Source organism: Acidovorax sp., assembly GCF_022763525.1.
Classification (GTDB): Bacteria; Pseudomonadota; Gammaproteobacteria; order Burkholderiales; family Burkholderiaceae_C; genus Acidovorax.
In genome coordinates this window covers 1-16,544 of the sequence record NZ_JALEGG010000198.1, presented here as the reverse complement: position 1 = coordinate 16,544, position 16,544 = coordinate 1, and the positions used below count along the sequence as shown (strand labels likewise).

Sequence of the window (16,544 nt, the reverse complement as noted above, 5' to 3'; positions counted from 1 at the left end):
TGCGCGAAAGAAAGTGGGGGAGTGGGTGTCGCCGGGCTCAGGAATCTGCAGCGAGGTTGCAGATGAGTCGGTCACCGGCCTGGAGCGTGGCTTGCGAGCGCGCAGCACGCCGCAGCGGCGCGGCGACGCTGGCGTTCGTGGCTGTCAAGGGGCTCGCAAACATCGGCGGGAATATAGGCAGGCGCCGTGCCTGCGTCAATCAATCCGCACTGCCATGGTGCGGATTGGCATGCAGCGGCATGGCCAGCGCCGCGCCGCCCGCTCAGACGCAGCGCCCGCCGTCCACCTCGATGCACACGCCGCTGATGAACGCGGCCTCGTCGCTAGCCAGGTAGAGCGCGGCGTTGGCCACGTCCAGTGCCGTGGAGAAGCGGCCCAGCGGAATGGTGGCCAGGAACTTGGCGCGGCGCGCCTCGTCCACGGGGCCACCCGCGAAATCGGCGGCCAGCCCGGTGTCGGGGTTGAACACGGGGTTGATGCAATTCACGCGGATGTTGTCCGGCCCCAGTTCGGCGGCCATGGACTTGCTGGTGATGATGACCGCGCCCTTGGATCCGTTGTACCAGGTCAGGCCCGGGCGGGGCCGCAGCCCGGCGGTGGAGGCGATGTTGATGATGCTGCCGCCCCCCGCGCGGCGCAGTTCGGGGACCGCGTGGATGGCCGACAGGTAGATGCTTTTCATGTTGATGGCATAGACCTTGTCGAACTCCTCCTCGCTCACCTCCAGCATGGGGCGGTTGCGGTGCGTCCAGCCGGCGTTGTTGACCACCACGTCCAGGCCGCCATGGCGGCGCACGGCCTCGTCGACCATGGCCTTGACCTCGGCAGACTTCGTCACGTCGGCCTTCACGAAGGCGGCGGTGCCGCCTGCCGCCGTGATCTCGTCCACCACGCGCAGGCCGCCGGCTTCGTTGATGTCGTTGACGATGACCTTGCCACCCTCGGCCGCCAGGCGCTTGGCGATGCCCTCGCCAATGCCGTTGCCGGCGCCGGTGACGATGATGGATTTGTTCTGCACGCGCATGGAATCGGTCTCCTGGGATACGGTTCTTTTGCTATCTATTTAATAGCTTCCAGCGCTTGAAAATAGAGCGCTGGCGTTCGTTTGTAAAAAATTTGTCAGCCGTGCCGGATGGCCACGGTCTTGAGCGTGGTGAAGCCGTAGAGCGCCTCAAAGCCCTTCTCGCGCCCGTAGCCGCTGGATTTGACGCCGCCAAAGGGCAGCTCCACACCGCCCGCCGCACCGTAGTTGTTGATGAACACCTGGCCGCTCTGCACGCGCTTGGCCATGCGGAACTGGCGGCTGCCGTCGCGCGTCCAGATGCCCGCCACCAGGCCGAACTGCGTGGCGTTGGCCAGCTCCACCGCGTGGTCTTCGTCCTGGAAGGCCATAGCCGACAGCACGGGGCCGAAGACTTCCTCCTGCGCCAGCCGGTGGCCCACCGGTACATCGCGCAGCAGGGTGGGGGCCTGGTAGTAGCCGGTCTCGGGGGCTTCGTCCACCACCACGCCCTGGGCCACCATGGGGATGCCGGCCACCTGCGCGTCGGAGAGGAAGTCCCACACGCGCTGTTGCTGCGTCTGGCGGATCAGTGGGCCCACGTCCAGGTCCATCGCGGCGGGGCCCACGCGCAGTGCCTCGAAGGCCTTGCCCAGGCGCTCCAGCAGGGGCTCGTAGATGAGCGAGTCGATCAGCACGCGCGAGCCGGCCGAGCAGGTCTGCCCGGCGTTCTGCACGATGGCGTTGATGACCACGGGGATGGCGGCGTCGAGGTCGGCGTCGGCAAAGATGATCTGCGGGCTCTTGCCGCCCAGCTCCAGTGTCACGGGGCAGTGGCGCTCGGCGGCCACCTGCTGGATCAGCGTGCCGATCTTGGGGCTGCCCGTGAAGCTGATGTGGTCGATGCCGGGGTGGCGCGCCAGCGCGTCGCCCACCTCGTGACCATAGCCGGTGACGATGTTGAGCGCGCCGGAGGGGAAGCCCACTTCGGCCGCCAGTTGCGCCACGCGGATCAGCGACAGGCAGGCGTCCTCTGCCGGCTTCACGACGCACACATTGCCTGCGGCCAACGCGCCGCCCACGCTGCGCCCAAAGATCTGCATGGGGTAATTCCAGGGGATCACGTGGCCCGTGACGCCATGCGGCTCGCGCCAGGTGAGCACGCTGTAGCCGTCGGGGTAGGGAATCGTCTCGCCGTGGAACTTGTCGCACGCACCGGCGTAAAACTCGAAGTAGCGCGCCAGCGCGATCGCATCGGCACGCGCCTGCTTGGTGGGCTTGCCGCAGTCGCGCTGCTCCAGCGCCGTGAGCTCATCGGCATGCTCCAGGATCTTGGCCGAGAGCTTTTGCAGCAGGCGGCCGCGCTCCACCGGGGCCAGCTTTTGCCACACCGCGTGGTAGCACTGTCGGGCCGAGTGCACCGCCGCGTCGATGTCGTCGGCATTGCTGCGCTGGATCTCATCGAAGGGCTGCCCGTCGGAAGGGTCGATCACGGGGATCGTGCGGCCAGAAGAGGACGGCACCGAAGCGTTGGCGATGTAGTTCAGTTGCATGGGGAGTGATTTTGCCTGGAAATGGAATGTGTGCTTAGTATTTGTATCGAAAATGCCGCTAGCGCTCATCCATTCGGCGTGAAAAGCTATGAATTCAATAGCATGAAGCGCGCAGGGCTGCCAGGTCCAGGATTTCCACCTCGCCGCGGTGCACGCGTACCAGCTGGCGCGACTCCAGGTCCTTGAGGATCTGGTTGGTGGTCTGGCGCGAGATGGCCAGCATTTGTGACAGCTGCTCCTGCGAAATGGACAGCACCCGGCGCGATTGCCCTTCCGCGTTCCATTGGCCATAGCCCTCGGCCATCATCACCAGGCGGCGCGCCAGGCGCAGCGGCGCGGGCAGCAGGGCCAGTTCCTCCATCGCCACGAAGGCCGTGCGCAGCTTGTCGGTAAGCAGCAGGGCCAGGGCGTGCCAGTGCTCGGGGTGTGCCTGAAGCCATGTTTGCAGCCGCTCGTGCGGCACCTGCAGCAGGGTGCTGGGTTCGGCTGCATGGGCGTCGTGGGTGCGTGCCGATCCGTCGAACACCGAGATTTCACCGAACCAGTGGGGAGGCTCCAGCCGCGTCAGCAAGGCTGAGCGAGCCTCCTGGGCCCGCCCGCCGGTGCCCGAGATGCTGATGGCCCCGCGCACCACGGCGTACAGGCCGCAGGGCGCATCGCCGCGCAGGAAGAGAACTTCCCCCGCCTGCAACTGGCGAACATGCGCCATGCCGATCAGCGGCTGCGCAAATCCCCTCGGCAGGTGGGCAAACCAGCGGCCAGATTCAAGGATGGGAAGGAAGGCGGCAGGGTCGGTCATGCGGTCTGGACAAGGCGCCGGGCAAGCGGCGGGAAGGTCGGCGAGGTCAGGGTAGCGAGCCGTTTTGTCGTGTGCACGACAGACGTTGGCGCGGCGCCGGGATGAGTATTGATGCTGCGCAAAACAACATCCGGAGACACGCATGAAAACCCTGATTGATCACCTCTCGCAGTACGCCGACTACCACCGCGACCCGCGCAACATCCACACGCATTTTGTGGGGGTGCCCATGATCATGTTCGCAGTGGTCGTACTGCTGTCGCGCCCGGCATGGATGGCTGGCCAGCTTCCGCTGACCCCGGCGCTGTTGGCCGCGCTGGCGGCCAGCATCTTCTACTTCCGGCTGGACACCCGTTTTGGCCTCGCCATGGCAACCCTGCTGGCGGCCATGCTGGCGGCCGGGCACTGGGTTGCGTTGCAGTCGACGGTAGCCTGGCTCGCTACCGGCATTGGTCTGTTTGTCGTGGGCTGGGTGATCCAGTTCGTGGGCCATTACTACGAAGGCCGCAAGCCCGCGTTTGTGGACGACCTGGTCGGGCTCATCGTCGGACCCCTGTTCGTGGTGGCCGAATGGGCCTTTGCGCTGGGCCTGCGCAAGGAGGTGCAGGCGGCCATCGAGCGGCGCAGTGGGCCCGTGCGGCTGCGGCCACCCCATCCCCAGCGGGCGTCGGCGAACTGAATCAGCGGCTGGGGCGCTCAACGGCACCCCGTCAATGACTCCCATCGCGGGCTCGGGGCAGGCGCGCTAGAGCCGGCTCTCCACGCTGTTGCGCATGGCCACCTGCGCCACGGCGTCCAGGGCACCGTCCACGACGGGGTGCTGGGTGAGCAGGTGCATGGCTCCTTGCTGGACCAGCCGTTCGATGAGCCGCAGGGTCATCGACTGCGTGCGGCCGGAGGCACTGGTGAAGAGGAAGAGGTTGCCGTGCGAGCCGATCCAGGACAGCTGCGTGCGCTCCCACTTTCCGCCCACCAGCAGGTTGACCCAAGTGCCGACGACCAGACCTGACAGCGCCGACGGGTCCGGGCCCGCCGCTGCGGACTCGGGGGCGGCTTCGGAGGCGGGGCCAGTCGCAGGCGAAGGCGCCATGGCCGGGGCTGCGCTCCGGCTGTCGTCCGGCAGCGCGTCCATGAAGCCGGACTCCTTGGCTTCGGCCGGGGCCACCCACGGATCGTCGTTCTCCAGCAGCGCGCCCTGCGTGGTGGCCGGGGTGGCGGGCGCGGGGGCCGCCGGAGTGGCGACGCGGGGCCCGGGTTTGAAGGCTTGCTGGTGCAACTGCATCAGCAGCTCAAAAACTGCTTCCGTGCGCGCAGCGGGATAGTCGATGGTGGCCAGGCCCTCGCGCAGCTTGGCCAGCAGCTTGGGGAGCAGCCGTGCGAGCCGGCTCGTGTTGGCGCGGGTCTGCTCGGGCTGGGCACTCCAGATCAAGGCGTCCAGCACCTCCTGGTAACGACCGGGGTCGGCGCTGGCGCCGGCGTCGGCCAGCCGTGCCTCGGCCATCACTTGCGCCCAGGGGCCGAGCAGGAAGCGCGACACCTCGTCGGGTACTTTGCCAATATCTGGCAGAAGCCAGATCTCGCGCGAAATCTGGGCGGCTAGCAGGTGGCGCTGTTCGGCATGTTGCAGCGCTTCGATGGCGCGCAGGCGTTCCTGCTTGCGTGCCTGCTCTTTCTCGGCCCACTTCGCGTGCAGCTGTTCAAGCGCCTGCTCAAAGTCCTCGGGGCCTTCGATGGTGGCCGTGGCCAAGGGGCCTGCGAAGTTCATGAGGGACCGCATGAAGCTCTGGAACCCCGCCTCCTCCGTGCTGGCAAAGGCGAGGCTGCGATCGGTGATGTCCTGAAGCAGCCGCCGCGCGGCGTGTTCCTTGTGGCTGAAAAACCGTGGGTCGACCAGCGCCAGTTGCATCAATGCGGGCTCCAGGGCCCGGATGAACTGCTGCACAGGCCACAGCAGCCGCGTGTCGCGGGCGATGTTGTCCACCATGAGCGAAACCACTTCCATGCTCAGCGCTTGGCCCAGTCCGTTCGCGGGTCTGCGCTGTGGCGAAGTGCCTCCGGCCTGGGCCGCGCCGGCGGCTTGCGCGCGCTGGCTGCCTAGCCGCTCCATCATCCGGCCCACCTGTTTCATCTCCTGCAGCGCCTCGAAGGCCGCGGGCACGGTGGCCGCAAAGTCGGTGGGCGGTGCATCAATGCGGGGCAGGGCGTCGGGGTCTTCGAACTCGCGTTCGAACCGTTCGGCGAAGGGCTCCGCAACCTCGGACGAAGCCGGGGGGAGTGATGTTGTCGGAGCTTGCCTTGGCGCGCCAACCTCACTGAATTCGCCTTGCAGCAGTCGGCGCAGCCGCTCCAGCGTAAGCAACGACGAATCGCCGGATCCTGCCGCGGCGGAAAGATCCGAATCGGATGCAAAGCCTGGCGCTGCGCCACCGCCGGCAGGGGCTGCGTAGACCACCTCGCCACTGGCTTGGCGCATGGCGTAGCCCGCCGGCTGGACGCCACTGTCCTTGAGCTGGTCAATCTGCGACAGGTAGAGTTTGCGCAGCTCGGTGCCCAGCGCCTGGGCCATGGGACCCATCCAGTCGTGCCGAACCTGTTCGGTCACCTGCATCTGCGATACCACGGCCTGCAACGCCTGCAGGAAGACATCCGGGCGCATCGGGTTGCATTCAGTCTGAACGCGCTGTGCGCCCAGTGCACCGCAGACGAGCGCATCGAGGTCCGCCAGCGGCCCTTCGACGGAGGACATCAGCATCTGTCGTGCCCGGGCGCGCTCCACGCTTTCGTTGATCTGAGCGTCATCCATCAGTTCGAGTTCGTCGAAATGGATGGTGAAGAGCGAGCGCGTGGGCTTGTCATCGCCCTGCGGGGCGGTGTCGGCCAGGGCTTTGCGCAGCGCGTCAGGGTAGCGCTCTCCCATCACGGGCGCCAGCCGGATCAGTTGCTGCCGCGCTTCCAGCATCGCGTGGTGCTCGCCCGGCGTACGGGCGGTGTCCTGGCGCGATTGCAGCGATATGCGAGTGGCTTCGACCACGTGCTCCAGCAGAGGCCGCGCCTGTGCCAGCATGGCCTGCACGATGCGCTGGTGAGCCGTGCCATCCACACCGTGAGGGACGGGCGCCAATGGTGGAGTGTGTTGTGAAGCCACTTCTTATTGCGGAAAAGGTGAGCGCAGGCCGCCATCGTACGCGCCAAAAGGCGGGGGGAAGCCCCCTTTTTACCCTACGGGAGGGGGCGAGATCCTTGCACAAGTCGCTGCGCCGCGGGGATCTGCGGACTTGGGCGATCTGCTGCGTTGCCAATCCTCGCAATAGGTGCAGCTATTGATGCATCTTGCGCCTTACACCCCATCCCGGCCCGTAGCGCGCCCTTGCCCAGCGGGGATTCGTGCAGTGGATTCCTGGAGATGCTCCGAGTCGCCCCGCAACAGAGCGCGCTGGATCGCCTCGAACACCAGCACCAGCGCCGCCCCCGCGCCCGCTGCCAGGATCCACTGCCACGGAGACAGCGGCGAGAACCTGAAGGCCTTGGCGAGCCAGGGCATGGTCGTGATGCTGGCCAGTGCAACCAGCGTGCCGCACAGCACCCACAGGCTGACGGGTGTGAAGCCCGCCCACAGGTTACGCCATCCGCCTTGCAGGCTTCGGCTGGGCAGGATCAGCGCGGCGTTGGCGGTTACCAGCAAGACGAATGCGGCCGTGCTGGCGATGGGGGTGTGCGCAGCCTCGCTCAGTAACCAGGCATACAAACCCACCACGGCGGCCGTCACCACGCTGCCTTGCACCAGGCTCAGCAGAATGTGGCGGCCGCGCAGCAGGGGCTCGTCGGCACGGCGCGGGGGGCGGTGCATGAGGCTGGCTGCGCCTTCCTCTGCCTCGAACACGATGGAGCAGGCCGGGTCGATGACCAGCTCAAGAAAAGCGATGTGCAGCGGCGCCAGCACCAGCGGCAGCCCGAACAGTACCGGCAGCAGCGCCAGACCGATGATGGGCACATGCACGGCCAGCGTGTAGACCATGGCTTGGCGCAGGTTGGCAAAGGTCTGGCGCCCCCGGTGGATGGCCTGAACAATGGCCGCGAAGTCGTCGTGCAGAAGCACCAGCGCTGCGGCCTCGCGCGCCACGTCGGTGCCGCGCTGGCCCATGGCGATGCCGATGTGGGCGGCCTTGAGGGCGGGGGCGTCGTTCACGCCATCGCCCGTCATGGCCACCACCTCGCCCTGGGCCTTGAGGGCTTCGACCAGCGCCAGTTTCTGGTGCGGCTTGATGCGTGCAAACACGCTGACTTGCCGGACTTTGCTGGTGAGCATGTCGGGGGACATCAAGGCCATTTCATCGCCGGTGACGACCTGGTCGTGGGCGATGCCCGCCTGGGCTGCGATCGCGCGTGCGGTGCGGGGGTGGTCGCCTGTGATCATCACCACGCGGATACCCGCCTGGTGACACTCTGCAATCGCCTGGGGGACCTCGGGTCGCAAGGGGTCGGCCAGGGCCACGAGGCCCAGCCATTCAAAGTCAAAGTCGTGCTGAATGCCGGGCCAGTCGTCTTGCACCCGGTGCCGGGCCTTGGCCACGCCCAGCACCCGAAGGCCCCGATCGGCCAGCCGAGCGGCCTGGGCGTTGACCGTGGCGCGCTCGGCGTCAGGCAGATGGCACAGGTCGGCCACGGCTTCGGGCGCACCCTTGGTGGCCACGGTGTCGTGCGCGGATGTGCCGTCGCGCCACAAGTGGCTCATGGCCAGCAGCTGGGGCGAGAGCTCATATTCGCGCGCCAGCGACCAGGCGGGGTGCAGGTGCTCGGTGCCTGCCAGATGATTCCCCGCCATGCGGTGAAAGGCCTGCTCCATGGGGTCGTGCGGTTCGATCTCGCTGGCGAGCACGGCGTATTCGAGCAGTTCGTGAAAGGCCTCTGGCAGCGCCGTGCCATCTGCCTCGGCTGCTTTTTTGGGCAGCTTCTGCACATCCAGCTCCTCGCCCGCAATGCACAGTGCGGCGACGGCCATGCGGTTTTGCGTGAGGGTGCCGGTCTTGTCCACGCACAGCACGGTGGTCTGCCCGAGTGTCTCGATGGCGTTGAGCCGCCGCGTCAATACCTGCTGCGCCGCTAGCCGCCGTGCAGCCAGGGCCAGGAAGACGATCATGATCACCGGCAGCTCTTGCGGCAGGATGCCCATGGCCAGCGTGATGCCTGCCAGCACGGCCTGCAACGCGTCGCCACGCATTGCCCAGAACAGGGCCACCAGCAGCACACACAGCGACAGGCCGATCAGCACGAGCTTGTGGGTGAGCCGTGCCATTTCTTCACGCAAGGGCGAGGCCTGCAGCGCAATGGTGTCGAGCGACTGGCCGATGCGGCCCAGCTCGGTATGGCGCCCCACGGCCGTCACCTGCAGCAGACCCTGCCCGCTGACCACCAGCGTGCCTGCAAATACCTTGTCGGCAATCTGCTTGGCCACGGGCTCGGATTCACCGGTCAGCATCGATTCGTTGGTGGCCAGCTCGTGCGCCTGCAGCAGGGTTCCGTCAGCCGGGATGCGGTCGCCCTCGGCAATCATCAAGAGGTCCTCGCGCACCACATCGCGGCCTGCGATGCGCACCATGGTGCCGCCTCGCAGCGCCAGCGCGCGGGGGCTGGAGAGGTCGCGCAGGGCATTGAGGGTGTTGTCGGTGCGGCGCTCCTGCAGCACCGTGATGGTCATGATGATCACCACAAAGCCCAGCAGGATCAGGGCCTCGTGCGCGTCGCCCATCGCCAGGTAGATGCCGCCTGCACCCAGCAGCAGCAAGAACATGGGCTCGCGCACCACGTCCCAGGCCATGTCGCGCAGCGTGCGACGCTGGCTGATGCCCAGTTCGTTGGGGCCTTCTTCACGCAGGCGCTGAGCGGCAACGGCCGGGTCAATGCCAGTCGGTGGGGGTTGTGCGGGCATCTGGGGGCGTGGGGAGTCTTGAGGCGATCTTTCTTATACCTTTGATCGGTGAATGTGTCAGTGTGCTGGTGCTGCTGTTTCCCAGATCACACCCTGCGCCTCACACCTCGCACAGCACAAAGTCCGCCTTGCCCACATTGCACTCAGGGCACCGCCAATCGTCGGGCACATCGGCCCACAGGGTGCCTGGCGCAATGCCGTCATCGGGCAAGCCCGCAGCTTCGTCATAGATCCAGCCGCAGACCACACACATATAGATTTTCATGGGCTGATCCTGAAAGTTGTCTTGACGGTCTTCAGTCGTCATCGTGGTGTCTGCTGCGCTCGTTCGTCGTGTCGCTGGCAATCAAACCATTGGGCGATTGCTGCCACTCCCATGCGCCAAAGGCCAGCACTGCCAGCAGCAGCGCGGCCGCCAGCCAGGTGCGGTTTTTCTGCACCAGGTTGGGCCCAGGGCCTTCCACGCGCCCGGTCAGCATGGGCAGCGCCTGATTCTTGCGCCGCAGCATGCTCAGGCCGGCAATCAATGCGAGGTGGGCCAGCACGACAAACAGCATGGCTTCTCCGAAGAACTCGTGCACTTCTTCGATCCAGTCGCCACCCAACACTTCGCCCCAATCGTTGTAGGTGGCATAGCCGCTCAAGGTGATAGGAACGACCAGGACCAGCAGCAGCACCACCGCCAGTGCCATCAGCAGGTTTTGCCCCTGGCGCCAGTTCACCTGGCTCACCTGGCTGGCAGAGCGTGCTTGGGACAGGGTGCCCAGCCATGCGGGAGCACCGGCCAGCTTGCGCCACAGCAGGCCCAGGCCCGAAGTGCGCGGACCAAAGATTCCGTACAGCACGCGAAAACCCAGCAGGCCCGCCATGGTGTAGCCCAGCGTGACGTGCAGCAGCCGCCAGTGCTCGCCATCGGCGGTGGCGTAGGCACCCACAAAGCAGAGCGCAAACAGCCAGTGGAACATCCGCGTGGGCGCGTCGGTGACCCGGCGGCTGGGGCCCTTGGCAGCGGCTGGCTGCGCTGCGGCGCTGGCGGGTTGGAGGGAAGGGGTGTTGTTCATAGTGTTTTCCTTGATGGGATGCATCTCAGATTCAACGCAGAGCGAGAGCGGCGAACAGGGCTCAGCGAAGCGGTTCTGGCTAGGCGCTGTGTCGCAGGCAGTACGGCCAGTACGACAAGACACAGCAACGACGCCAGAAGAGTCCTGTTCACCGCTCTCAGTCGTTCCAGGCGCGGCGTGATCGGGCATCCAGCCCCGCCGGCATGCGCAGGTCGTGGTCGTCAAATTGCCCTTGGTCGGCACCCGTGTGGCAGGCCGCGCAGTTGGCGGCGCTTTTCACGCTGGCAAGCTTCCAGGCGGCGGGCTCGATCTTTCGGTGTTTGCGCTCAAACCAGGCCGAGCGGGTGATGCGGTCCTCGGGAGGCTCTTCGCTCACGCGCTTGTAGGTGCCGGCGTGGGCCTGCAGCCACTGGTTGAGCTGGCGCACGGTGGCCGCGTCCAGCGATGCGTCGGTGCCATAGTGCTTGTCGAGCCCCGTCATCACGCGGTTCCACGACGCAGAGGGCAGCAGCCCGGGCGGGTAGGCGGTGTGGCAGGCGGCGCATTCCTGCGTGAAAGCACTGGGCACGTTGCGGGGGATGGCGCGCCCGCTGTCCGCATGGGCGCTGGAGATTGACAGCAGGGTCAGTGCGCACACAGCGGTGGCCAGGGCCGCAGGGCGTAGGGGGGCAGATTTTTTCATGGTGTCGGTCTCAGGGCTTGAGGGCGTTAAGGTACGCCAGCACATCGGCCTTCTCCACAGCCGTGCATTCGCGGCTCAGCACGTCGTTGCAGTTGCGGCGAAACCATTTGTCCACCTTGGCGGTGTCGGTGAATGCCTTGGGGTTGAAGGCAGGGGCCAGGGGCGCTATCGACTTGCCGGTGCTGGCGTGTTTGCCCTGCGCGGTGGGCGGCGTGCCGTGGCAGGATGCGCAAGACCACTCGCCGCCGTGCCGGGTTGTGAAGAACACCTTGCCCTTGTCGGCGTTGCCGGGGCTGCCTGCCTGCGCGCTCCATTGCGCGAGCTGCAGGGCGGCGGTGGTCTCGGCGGCGTGGCTGGGGCTGGCTGCGGCCCAGAGGCACAGTGCAGCCAGGGCCAGAGTGCGAACGGTTGTCATCGTGGTGTCCTTGCAGGTGTTGGTTGTCCTATGCAGCCATTGTTGAAACCCCAGCCTGAACGGCGCGTGAAAGGGCTGTTCATCGGCCGTTCAGACACTGCGCGGGACAATGCACCCATGCTTTTTTCCCCCCACCGTGCTTCAGAGCGCTGCCACGCCATGCGCTGGGGCGCGGCAGCTTGTCTGCTGTGGGCGGCAGCGGTAATCGCACCAAACGCCTTGGCCAGCGGCAAGGACGACCACGACCGCGCCCGGCAGGCCGTGCAGGCGGGCCAGGTGCTGCCGCTGCCTGCAGTGCTGGAGCGCCTGCAGCGCGAAGTGCCCGGCCAGGTACTCGAAGTGGAGCTGGAGCAGGAGCGGGATCGCTGGATTTACGAGATCAAGCTGCTCACACCTGCGGGGCAGTTGACCAAGGTCAAGCTCGATGCACGCACGGCCGAGGTGCTGCGCGTCAAATCGCGCGACGATCAACGTACTGGCCGAGAACACCGCTAAGAACTGCCCCGCAACCAACGCTCATGCGCATCCTCCTCGTAGAAGACGACACGCAGCTGCGCACCCAGTTGCGCACCGCATTGCATGGCGCGGGATACACCGTGGACGAAGCTGACAACGGGCGCGATGCGCAGTTCCTGGGCGATACCGAGGCCGTGGACGCCGTGGTGCTGGACCTGGGCCTGCCAGTGGTAGACGGGCTCACGGTGCTCAAGCGCTGGCGGGCTGAGGGGCGCAACATGCCGGTGCTGATCCTCACCGCGCGGGACAACTGGCACGAGAAGGTGGCGGGCATTGATGCGGGTGCCGACGACTACCTGACCAAGCCCTTTCACCTCGAAGAGCTGCTGGCACGCCTGCGCGCGCTGATCCGCCGCGCCAGCGGGCAGGCGTCTGCGGTGCTGCAGTGTGGCGACTGGTCGCTGGACACCCGCAGCGGCCGCATGACCTGCGCGGGCCAGCCCGTGGCGCTCACGGCGCACGAGTACAAGGTGCTCGACTACCTCATGCACCGGCCTGGTGTGTTGGTGTCTCGTGCCGAACTGACCGAACACATCTACGCGCAGGACTTTGACCGGGACTCCAACACCATCGAAGTGTTTGTGGGGCGCCTGCGCAAAAAGCTGCAGTCGCCGTCGGCCAGCGCGGCCCGTATCGAGACGGTGCGTGGCATGGGCTACCGCCTGGTGCCGCCGTGAACCGGGGCGGCTTGCACTGGTCACGTTCCCTGCGGTTTCGGCTGCTGGCCGTGACGGTGGCGGGGCTGACGGTGGCGGTGGTGCTGGCGGGCTTGGTGCTGAGTGGGCTGTTCCGCGAGCATGTGCAGCGCCAGTTTGAGGCAGCGCTACTGCTGCAGCTGGACCAGGTCACGGCGCGGCTGGAGTTTGATGAGCAGGGCCAGCCGGTGATTGCGACCCAGGCGCTGTCAGACCCGCGCTGGCTCAAGCCCTACTCAGGTCTGTACTGGCAGGTCGATGCCGTCGCAGCCGACGGGCGCGATCGGGAAGGCGTGCTGCGCTCGCGCTCGTTGTGGGACACCCGCCTGATCTTGCAGGCGGATGTCCTGGCTGATGGCGCCGTTCATGTGCACGAGGTGGCAGGCCCGCAAGGCGCGCCCTTGCTGGTGCTGGAACGCACGGTGCGTTCCGAGGGCATGAACGCGGCACGCTGGCGACTGATCGTGGCGGCAGACTTGCAGGCCACGCAAGCGGCGACCGCGCGTTTCACGCGCGTGCTGGCGCTGTCGCTGGCGGTACTGCTGTTGCTGTTGGCAGTGGCGGCCTGGGCTCAGGTCGCGGTGGGGCTCAAGCCCTTGCAGGCGCTGCAGCGTGGCTTGCAGGATGTGCAGCAGGCGCGAGCCACCCAGCTGCAGGGCGCATTTCCGGCCGAGGTGCAACCGCTCGTGGATGACTTCAATGCCGTGCTGGCCCGCAATGCCGAGGTGGTGGAGCGCGCCCGCACCCAGGCGGGCAATCTGGCGCATGCCCTGAAAACCCCGCTTTCGGTGCTGGAGAACGCGGCCCGCGCGCCGGCACCCGGAGATGGCACCACGTTGGCGGCGCTGGTGCGCGACCAGGTGCAGGTGGCTCGGCGGCACATGGACTGGCACCTGGCGCGCGCCCGCGTGGCTGCATCGGCGCACCTGCCGGGGCAGCGCACGGCGGTGGCCCCGGTGGCGGATGGGCTGGTGCGGGTGATGAACAAGGTACATGCCGGGCGGGACGTAGGCATTGAGGTTGTGCTGCCCGATGCTCCATTGTTCTTTGCTGGCGAGGCGCAGGATCTGCAGGAAATGCTGGGCAACCTGCTGGACAATGCTTGCAAGTGGGCGCGTTCCACCGTGCGGTTGCAGGCGCGAGCGGACGGTCACTCCGGGTCGCCGCGCCAAATCTTGCTGTGGGTGGAGGATGACGGCCCCGGCATTGAGGTGGTCCGGCGTGCTGGGGCGTTGCAGCGTGGTGTGCGGCTGGACGAGACAGTGCCGGGAACGGGGCTGGGCCTTGCCATCGTGCAAGACCTGGCACTGATGTATGGTGGCCAGTTGAGCCTGGAGGCTGCCGAGCTGGGCGGCTTGCGCGCTGTGCTCGCCCTCCCACAGGCGGTCTAGCTCAAACCGGTCGTGTGGTCATCAAGAGGGTGCTGGCGGTACCAGCGCGCTGGAAGCTGGGCGGCCTCGGGTGGCCCCGATTCGCGCCAGCCGCCAGAATGCGCCTCATGGCTCGCGCTTCAGCCGCCGTGGAACTTGACCACCAGCGGCACGATCAGCAGCGCCACGATGTTGATGATCTTGATCAGCGGGTTGATGGCGGGGCCGGCGGTGTCCTTGTAGGGGTCGCCCACGGTGTCGCCCGTCACGGCGGCCTTGTGCGCTTCGCTGCCCTTGCCGCCGTGGTGGCCGTCTTCGATGTACTTCTTGGCGTTGTCCCACGCCCCGCCGCCGGTGCACATGCTGATGGCAACGAACAGGCCGGTGACGATGGTGCCCATCAGCAGACCGCCCAGCGCCTTGGGCCCCAGGGCCAGGCCCACGACGATGGGCACGACCACGGGCAGCAGGCTGGGGATGACCATCTCCTTGATGGCGGCGGTGGTCAGCATGTCCACGGCCTTGCCGTACTCGGGCTTGCCGGTGCCGTCCATGATGCCTTTGATGGTGCTGAACTGGCGGCGCACTTCCACCACCACGGCACCGGCGGCGCGGCCCACGGCTTCCATGGCCATGGCGCCAAACAGGTAGGGGATGAGGCCGCCGATGAACAGGCCCACGATGACCATCGGGTCCGACAGGTCGAAGCTCACGGCGCGGCCGTAGGTTTCGAGCTTGTGCGTGTAGTCGGCAAACAGCACCAGTGCGGCCAGGCCCGCGGAACCGATGGCGTAGCCCTTCGTCACGGCCTTGGTGGTGTTGCCCACCGCGTCCAACGGGTCGGTGATGTCGCGCACGCTGCTGGGCAGCTCGGCCATCTCGGCAATGCCGCCGGCGTTGTCCGTGATGGGACCGTAAGCGTCCAGCGCCACCACGATGCCCGCCATTGACAGCATGGACATGGCAGCCACCGCAATCCCGTACAGCCCGGCCAGCCAGTAGGCCGCGATGATGGCGATGCACACGAAGATCACGGGCCAGGCCGTGGACCGCATCGACACCCCCAGGCCCGCGATGATGTTGGTGCCATGCCCGGTGGTAGAGGCCTGCGCGATGTGCCGCACGGGCGAGTACTGGGTGCCGGTGTAGAACTCGGTGATCCACACTAGTGCGGCCGTGAGCACCAGGCCAGTGGCGCAGGCACCGAACAGTTTCAGCTGGCTGCCCGTGGCGGTGATCGCGTTGTCCGGCATGATCCACAGCGTGACGAAGTAGAAGGCGATGAGTGAGAGCACGCCCGCGATCGCCAGACCCTTGTAGAGGGCGGGCATCACGTTCTTCATGCCTGGCGAGGCTTTCACGAAGAAGCAGCCCACGATGGACGCGATGATGGACACGGCCCCCAGCGCCAGCGGATAAACCACCGCATTGACCGGTGCGGTGGCCACCATCAGGGCGCCCAGCACCATGGTGGCGATCAGCGTCACCGCGTACGTCTCGAACAGGTCGGCCGCCATGCCGGCGCAGTCGCCCACGTTGTCGCCCACGTTGTCAGCGATCACGGCGGGGTTGCGTGGGTCGTCTTCAGGGATGCCCGCCTCGACCTTGCCCACCAGATCAGCGCCAACGTCAGCGCCTTTGGTGAAGATACCGCCGCCCAGCCGCGCAAAGATGGAGATCAGCGAAGAGCCAAACGCAAAGCCGATCAGCGGGTTGAGCAGCGTGGCGAGGTTGGCCGTGGGGGTGAGATTGCCGTTGCCTGCCAGGAACCAGTAAAACCCCGTGACGCCCAGGAGGCCCAGCCCCACCACGAGCATGCCGGTGATGGCGCCACCGCGGAACGCCACGTCCAGCGCAGGGCCGATGCCGTGCGTGGCAGCCTGTGCCGTACGCACATTGGCGCGCACCGAGACATTCATGCCGATGAAGCCGCAGGCGCCCGAAAGCACCGCCCCGACCACAAAGCCGATGGCCGTGGTTCCATCGAGGAAGACACCGATGAGCACGGCCAGCACCACGCCCACGATGGCGATCGTCTTGTATTGGCGCGCCAGGTAGGCCGCCGCGCCGGCCTGGATGGCCGCGGCGATCTCTTGCATGCGGGGGTTGCCGGGGTCCTTGGCCAGGATCCAGCCACGGGCCCAGAAGCCATAGGCCACGGCGACAAGTCCGCAGACCAGGGCGAGGATGAGAGGGGAAGTCAGTGCTGAGCTTGCAGCCATTCAATTCTCCTTGGGTGTGTTGCACGGAGGGGGTCCAACGCATCGGTGGCATCCCCGCTGCGTTGCTTCCTCGTGCTCCCTGCGCCCGCATGGGGCGGCTGGAGTCGATTGGCCAACAGGCCCAATTTACAGCGAAACAGCTGCGTGCAAGCGGGCAGAAAGGGGCATGCGCCTAAAATCAGGGTTAATCCCGACGCTTCCTTGTGCTTCGTCAGAGGCCGGCCTCGCGGGTTGCTGTTACCAACTGCTATACAAAGATACAAGACATGTCCCTGAACAACGTCCCTCCTGGCAAGAACGTCCCC

At 66.6% G+C, this 16,544-nt stretch carries 14 protein-coding genes; 4 read left to right on the top strand and 10 right to left on the bottom strand.

Features of this window, described 5'->3' with window-relative positions; all coding sequences use genetic code 11:
• Nucleotides 1-262: 262 nt before the first annotated feature.
• The 3 genes from MRY84_RS15535 to MRY84_RS15525 form a co-directional block, all read right to left on the bottom strand.
• Nucleotides 263-1,024 (bottom strand): SDR family oxidoreductase, encoded by a 762-nt coding sequence (locus MRY84_RS15535; RefSeq protein ID WP_291506610.1) that lies wholly within the window; start codon nt 1,022-1,024, stop codon nt 263-265.
• Nucleotides 1,025-1,119: 95 nt separating this feature from the next.
• Entirely contained in the window at nt 1,120-2,553 is a 1,434-nt protein-coding gene (locus MRY84_RS15530; RefSeq protein ID WP_291506609.1) for an aldehyde dehydrogenase family protein, read from the bottom strand.
• A gap of 94 nt (nt 2,554-2,647) precedes the next feature.
• A complete protein-coding gene (locus tag MRY84_RS15525) occupies nt 2,648-3,352 on the bottom strand; it encodes a Crp/Fnr family transcriptional regulator (protein ID WP_291506608.1) in 705 nt (234 codons plus the stop codon).
• Nucleotides 3,353-3,494: 142 nt separating this feature from the next.
• On the opposite strand from MRY84_RS15525, the gene MRY84_RS15520 reads away from it, so the two are divergent.
• Nucleotides 3,495-4,031 carry an Mpo1-like protein gene (locus tag MRY84_RS15520; RefSeq protein ID WP_291506607.1) on the top strand — a complete coding sequence of 179 codons (537 nt, stop codon included), beginning with the start codon at nt 3,495-3,497 and terminating at the stop codon, nt 4,029-4,031.
• Between the two features lie 66 nt (nt 4,032-4,097).
• On the opposite strand, the gene MRY84_RS15515 is transcribed toward MRY84_RS15520, so the two are convergent.
• From MRY84_RS15515 to MRY84_RS15490, 6 genes are all read right to left on the bottom strand, one after another.
• A complete protein-coding gene (locus tag MRY84_RS15515) occupies nt 4,098-6,473 on the bottom strand; it encodes a DUF1631 family protein (RefSeq protein WP_291506606.1) in 2,376 nt (791 codons plus the stop codon).
• A 216-nt stretch (nt 6,474-6,689) separates the two neighbouring features.
• Nucleotides 6,690-9,278: a cation-translocating P-type ATPase gene (locus MRY84_RS15510; RefSeq protein ID WP_291506605.1), complete on the bottom strand. Its 2,589-nt coding sequence runs from the start codon at nt 9,276-9,278 to the stop codon at nt 6,690-6,692.
• 100 nt (nt 9,279-9,378) lie between these two features.
• Nucleotides 9,379-9,543 (bottom strand): rubredoxin, encoded by a 165-nt coding sequence (locus MRY84_RS15505; RefSeq protein WP_291506604.1) that lies wholly within the window; start codon nt 9,541-9,543, stop codon nt 9,379-9,381.
• A gap of 31 nt (nt 9,544-9,574) precedes the next feature.
• Nucleotides 9,575-10,339 carry a cytochrome b/b6 domain-containing protein gene (locus tag MRY84_RS15500; protein ID WP_291506603.1) on the bottom strand — a complete coding sequence of 255 codons (765 nt, stop codon included), beginning with the start codon at nt 10,337-10,339 and terminating at the stop codon, nt 9,575-9,577.
• 157 nt (nt 10,340-10,496) lie between these two features.
• Nucleotides 10,497-11,021: a diheme cytochrome c gene (locus MRY84_RS15495; protein WP_291506602.1), complete on the bottom strand. Its 525-nt coding sequence runs from the start codon at nt 11,019-11,021 to the stop codon at nt 10,497-10,499.
• A 10-nt stretch (nt 11,022-11,031) separates the two neighbouring features.
• On the bottom strand, nt 11,032-11,436 hold the full coding sequence (locus MRY84_RS15490; RefSeq protein ID WP_291506601.1) for a DUF1924 domain-containing protein: 405 nt from the start codon (nt 11,434-11,436) through the stop codon (nt 11,032-11,034).
• Nucleotides 11,437-11,553: 117 nt separating this feature from the next.
• On the opposite strand from MRY84_RS15490, the gene MRY84_RS15485 reads away from it, so the two are divergent.
• The 3 genes from MRY84_RS15485 to MRY84_RS15475 are packed head-to-tail and all read left to right on the top strand — an operon-like array spanning nt 11,554 to nt 14,038.
• Nucleotides 11,554-11,931: a PepSY domain-containing protein gene (locus tag MRY84_RS15485; protein WP_255484946.1), complete on the top strand. Its 378-nt coding sequence runs from the start codon at nt 11,554-11,556 to the stop codon at nt 11,929-11,931.
• A gap of 23 nt (nt 11,932-11,954) precedes the next feature.
• On the top strand, nt 11,955-12,629 hold the full coding sequence (locus MRY84_RS15480) for a response regulator transcription factor (protein WP_291506600.1): 675 nt from the start codon (nt 11,955-11,957) through the stop codon (nt 12,627-12,629).
• Complete coding sequence (locus tag MRY84_RS15475) at nt 12,626-14,038, top strand: sensor histidine kinase (RefSeq protein WP_291506599.1); 1,413 nt, start codon at nt 12,626-12,628, stop codon at nt 14,036-14,038. Before MRY84_RS15480 ends, MRY84_RS15475 begins: the two co-directional genes overlap by 4 nt.
• 119 nt (nt 14,039-14,157) lie before the next feature.
• Here MRY84_RS15475 and MRY84_RS15470 read toward each other — a convergent pair whose 3' ends face one another.
• The gene (locus MRY84_RS15470; protein WP_291506598.1) at nt 14,158-16,239 is read right to left on the bottom strand and encodes a sodium-translocating pyrophosphatase; all 2,082 of its coding nucleotides are present in this window, start codon (nt 16,237-16,239) and stop codon (nt 14,158-14,160) included.
• Nucleotides 16,240-16,544: the final 305 nt, after the last annotated feature.

Bases quoted from the DNA above. Each gene is read 5' to 3' on its own strand.
- MRY84_RS15535 (WP_291506610.1), bottom strand. From the start codon at position 1,024: ATGCGCGTGCAGAACAAATCCATCATCGTCACCGGCGCCGGCAACGGC.
- MRY84_RS15530 (WP_291506609.1), bottom strand. From the start codon at position 2,553: ATGCAACTGAACTACATCGCCAACGCTTCGGTGCCGTCCTCTTCTGGC.
- MRY84_RS15525 (WP_291506608.1), bottom strand. From the start codon at position 3,352: ATGACCGACCCTGCCGCCTTCCTTCCCATCCTTGAATCTGGCCGCTGG.
- MRY84_RS15520 (WP_291506607.1), top strand. From the start codon at position 3,495: ATGAAAACCCTGATTGATCACCTCTCGCAGTACGCCGACTACCACCGC.
- MRY84_RS15510 (WP_291506605.1), bottom strand. From the start codon at position 9,278: ATGCCCGCACAACCCCCACCGACTGGCATTGACCCGGCCGTTGCCGCT.
- MRY84_RS15505 (WP_291506604.1), bottom strand. From the start codon at position 9,543: ATGAAAATCTATATGTGTGTGGTCTGCGGCTGGATCTATGACGAAGCT.
- MRY84_RS15500 (WP_291506603.1), bottom strand. From the start codon at position 10,339: ATGAACAACACCCCTTCCCTCCAACCCGCCAGCGCCGCAGCGCAGCCA.
- MRY84_RS15495 (WP_291506602.1), bottom strand. From the start codon at position 11,021: ATGAAAAAATCTGCCCCCCTACGCCCTGCGGCCCTGGCCACCGCTGTG.
- MRY84_RS15490 (WP_291506601.1), bottom strand. From the start codon at position 11,436: ATGACAACCGTTCGCACTCTGGCCCTGGCTGCACTGTGCCTCTGGGCC.
- MRY84_RS15485 (WP_255484946.1), top strand. From the start codon at position 11,554: ATGCTTTTTTCCCCCCACCGTGCTTCAGAGCGCTGCCACGCCATGCGC.
- MRY84_RS15480 (WP_291506600.1), top strand. From the start codon at position 11,955: ATGCGCATCCTCCTCGTAGAAGACGACACGCAGCTGCGCACCCAGTTG.
- MRY84_RS15470 (WP_291506598.1), bottom strand. From the start codon at position 16,239: ATGGCTGCAAGCTCAGCACTGACTTCCCCTCTCATCCTCGCCCTGGTC.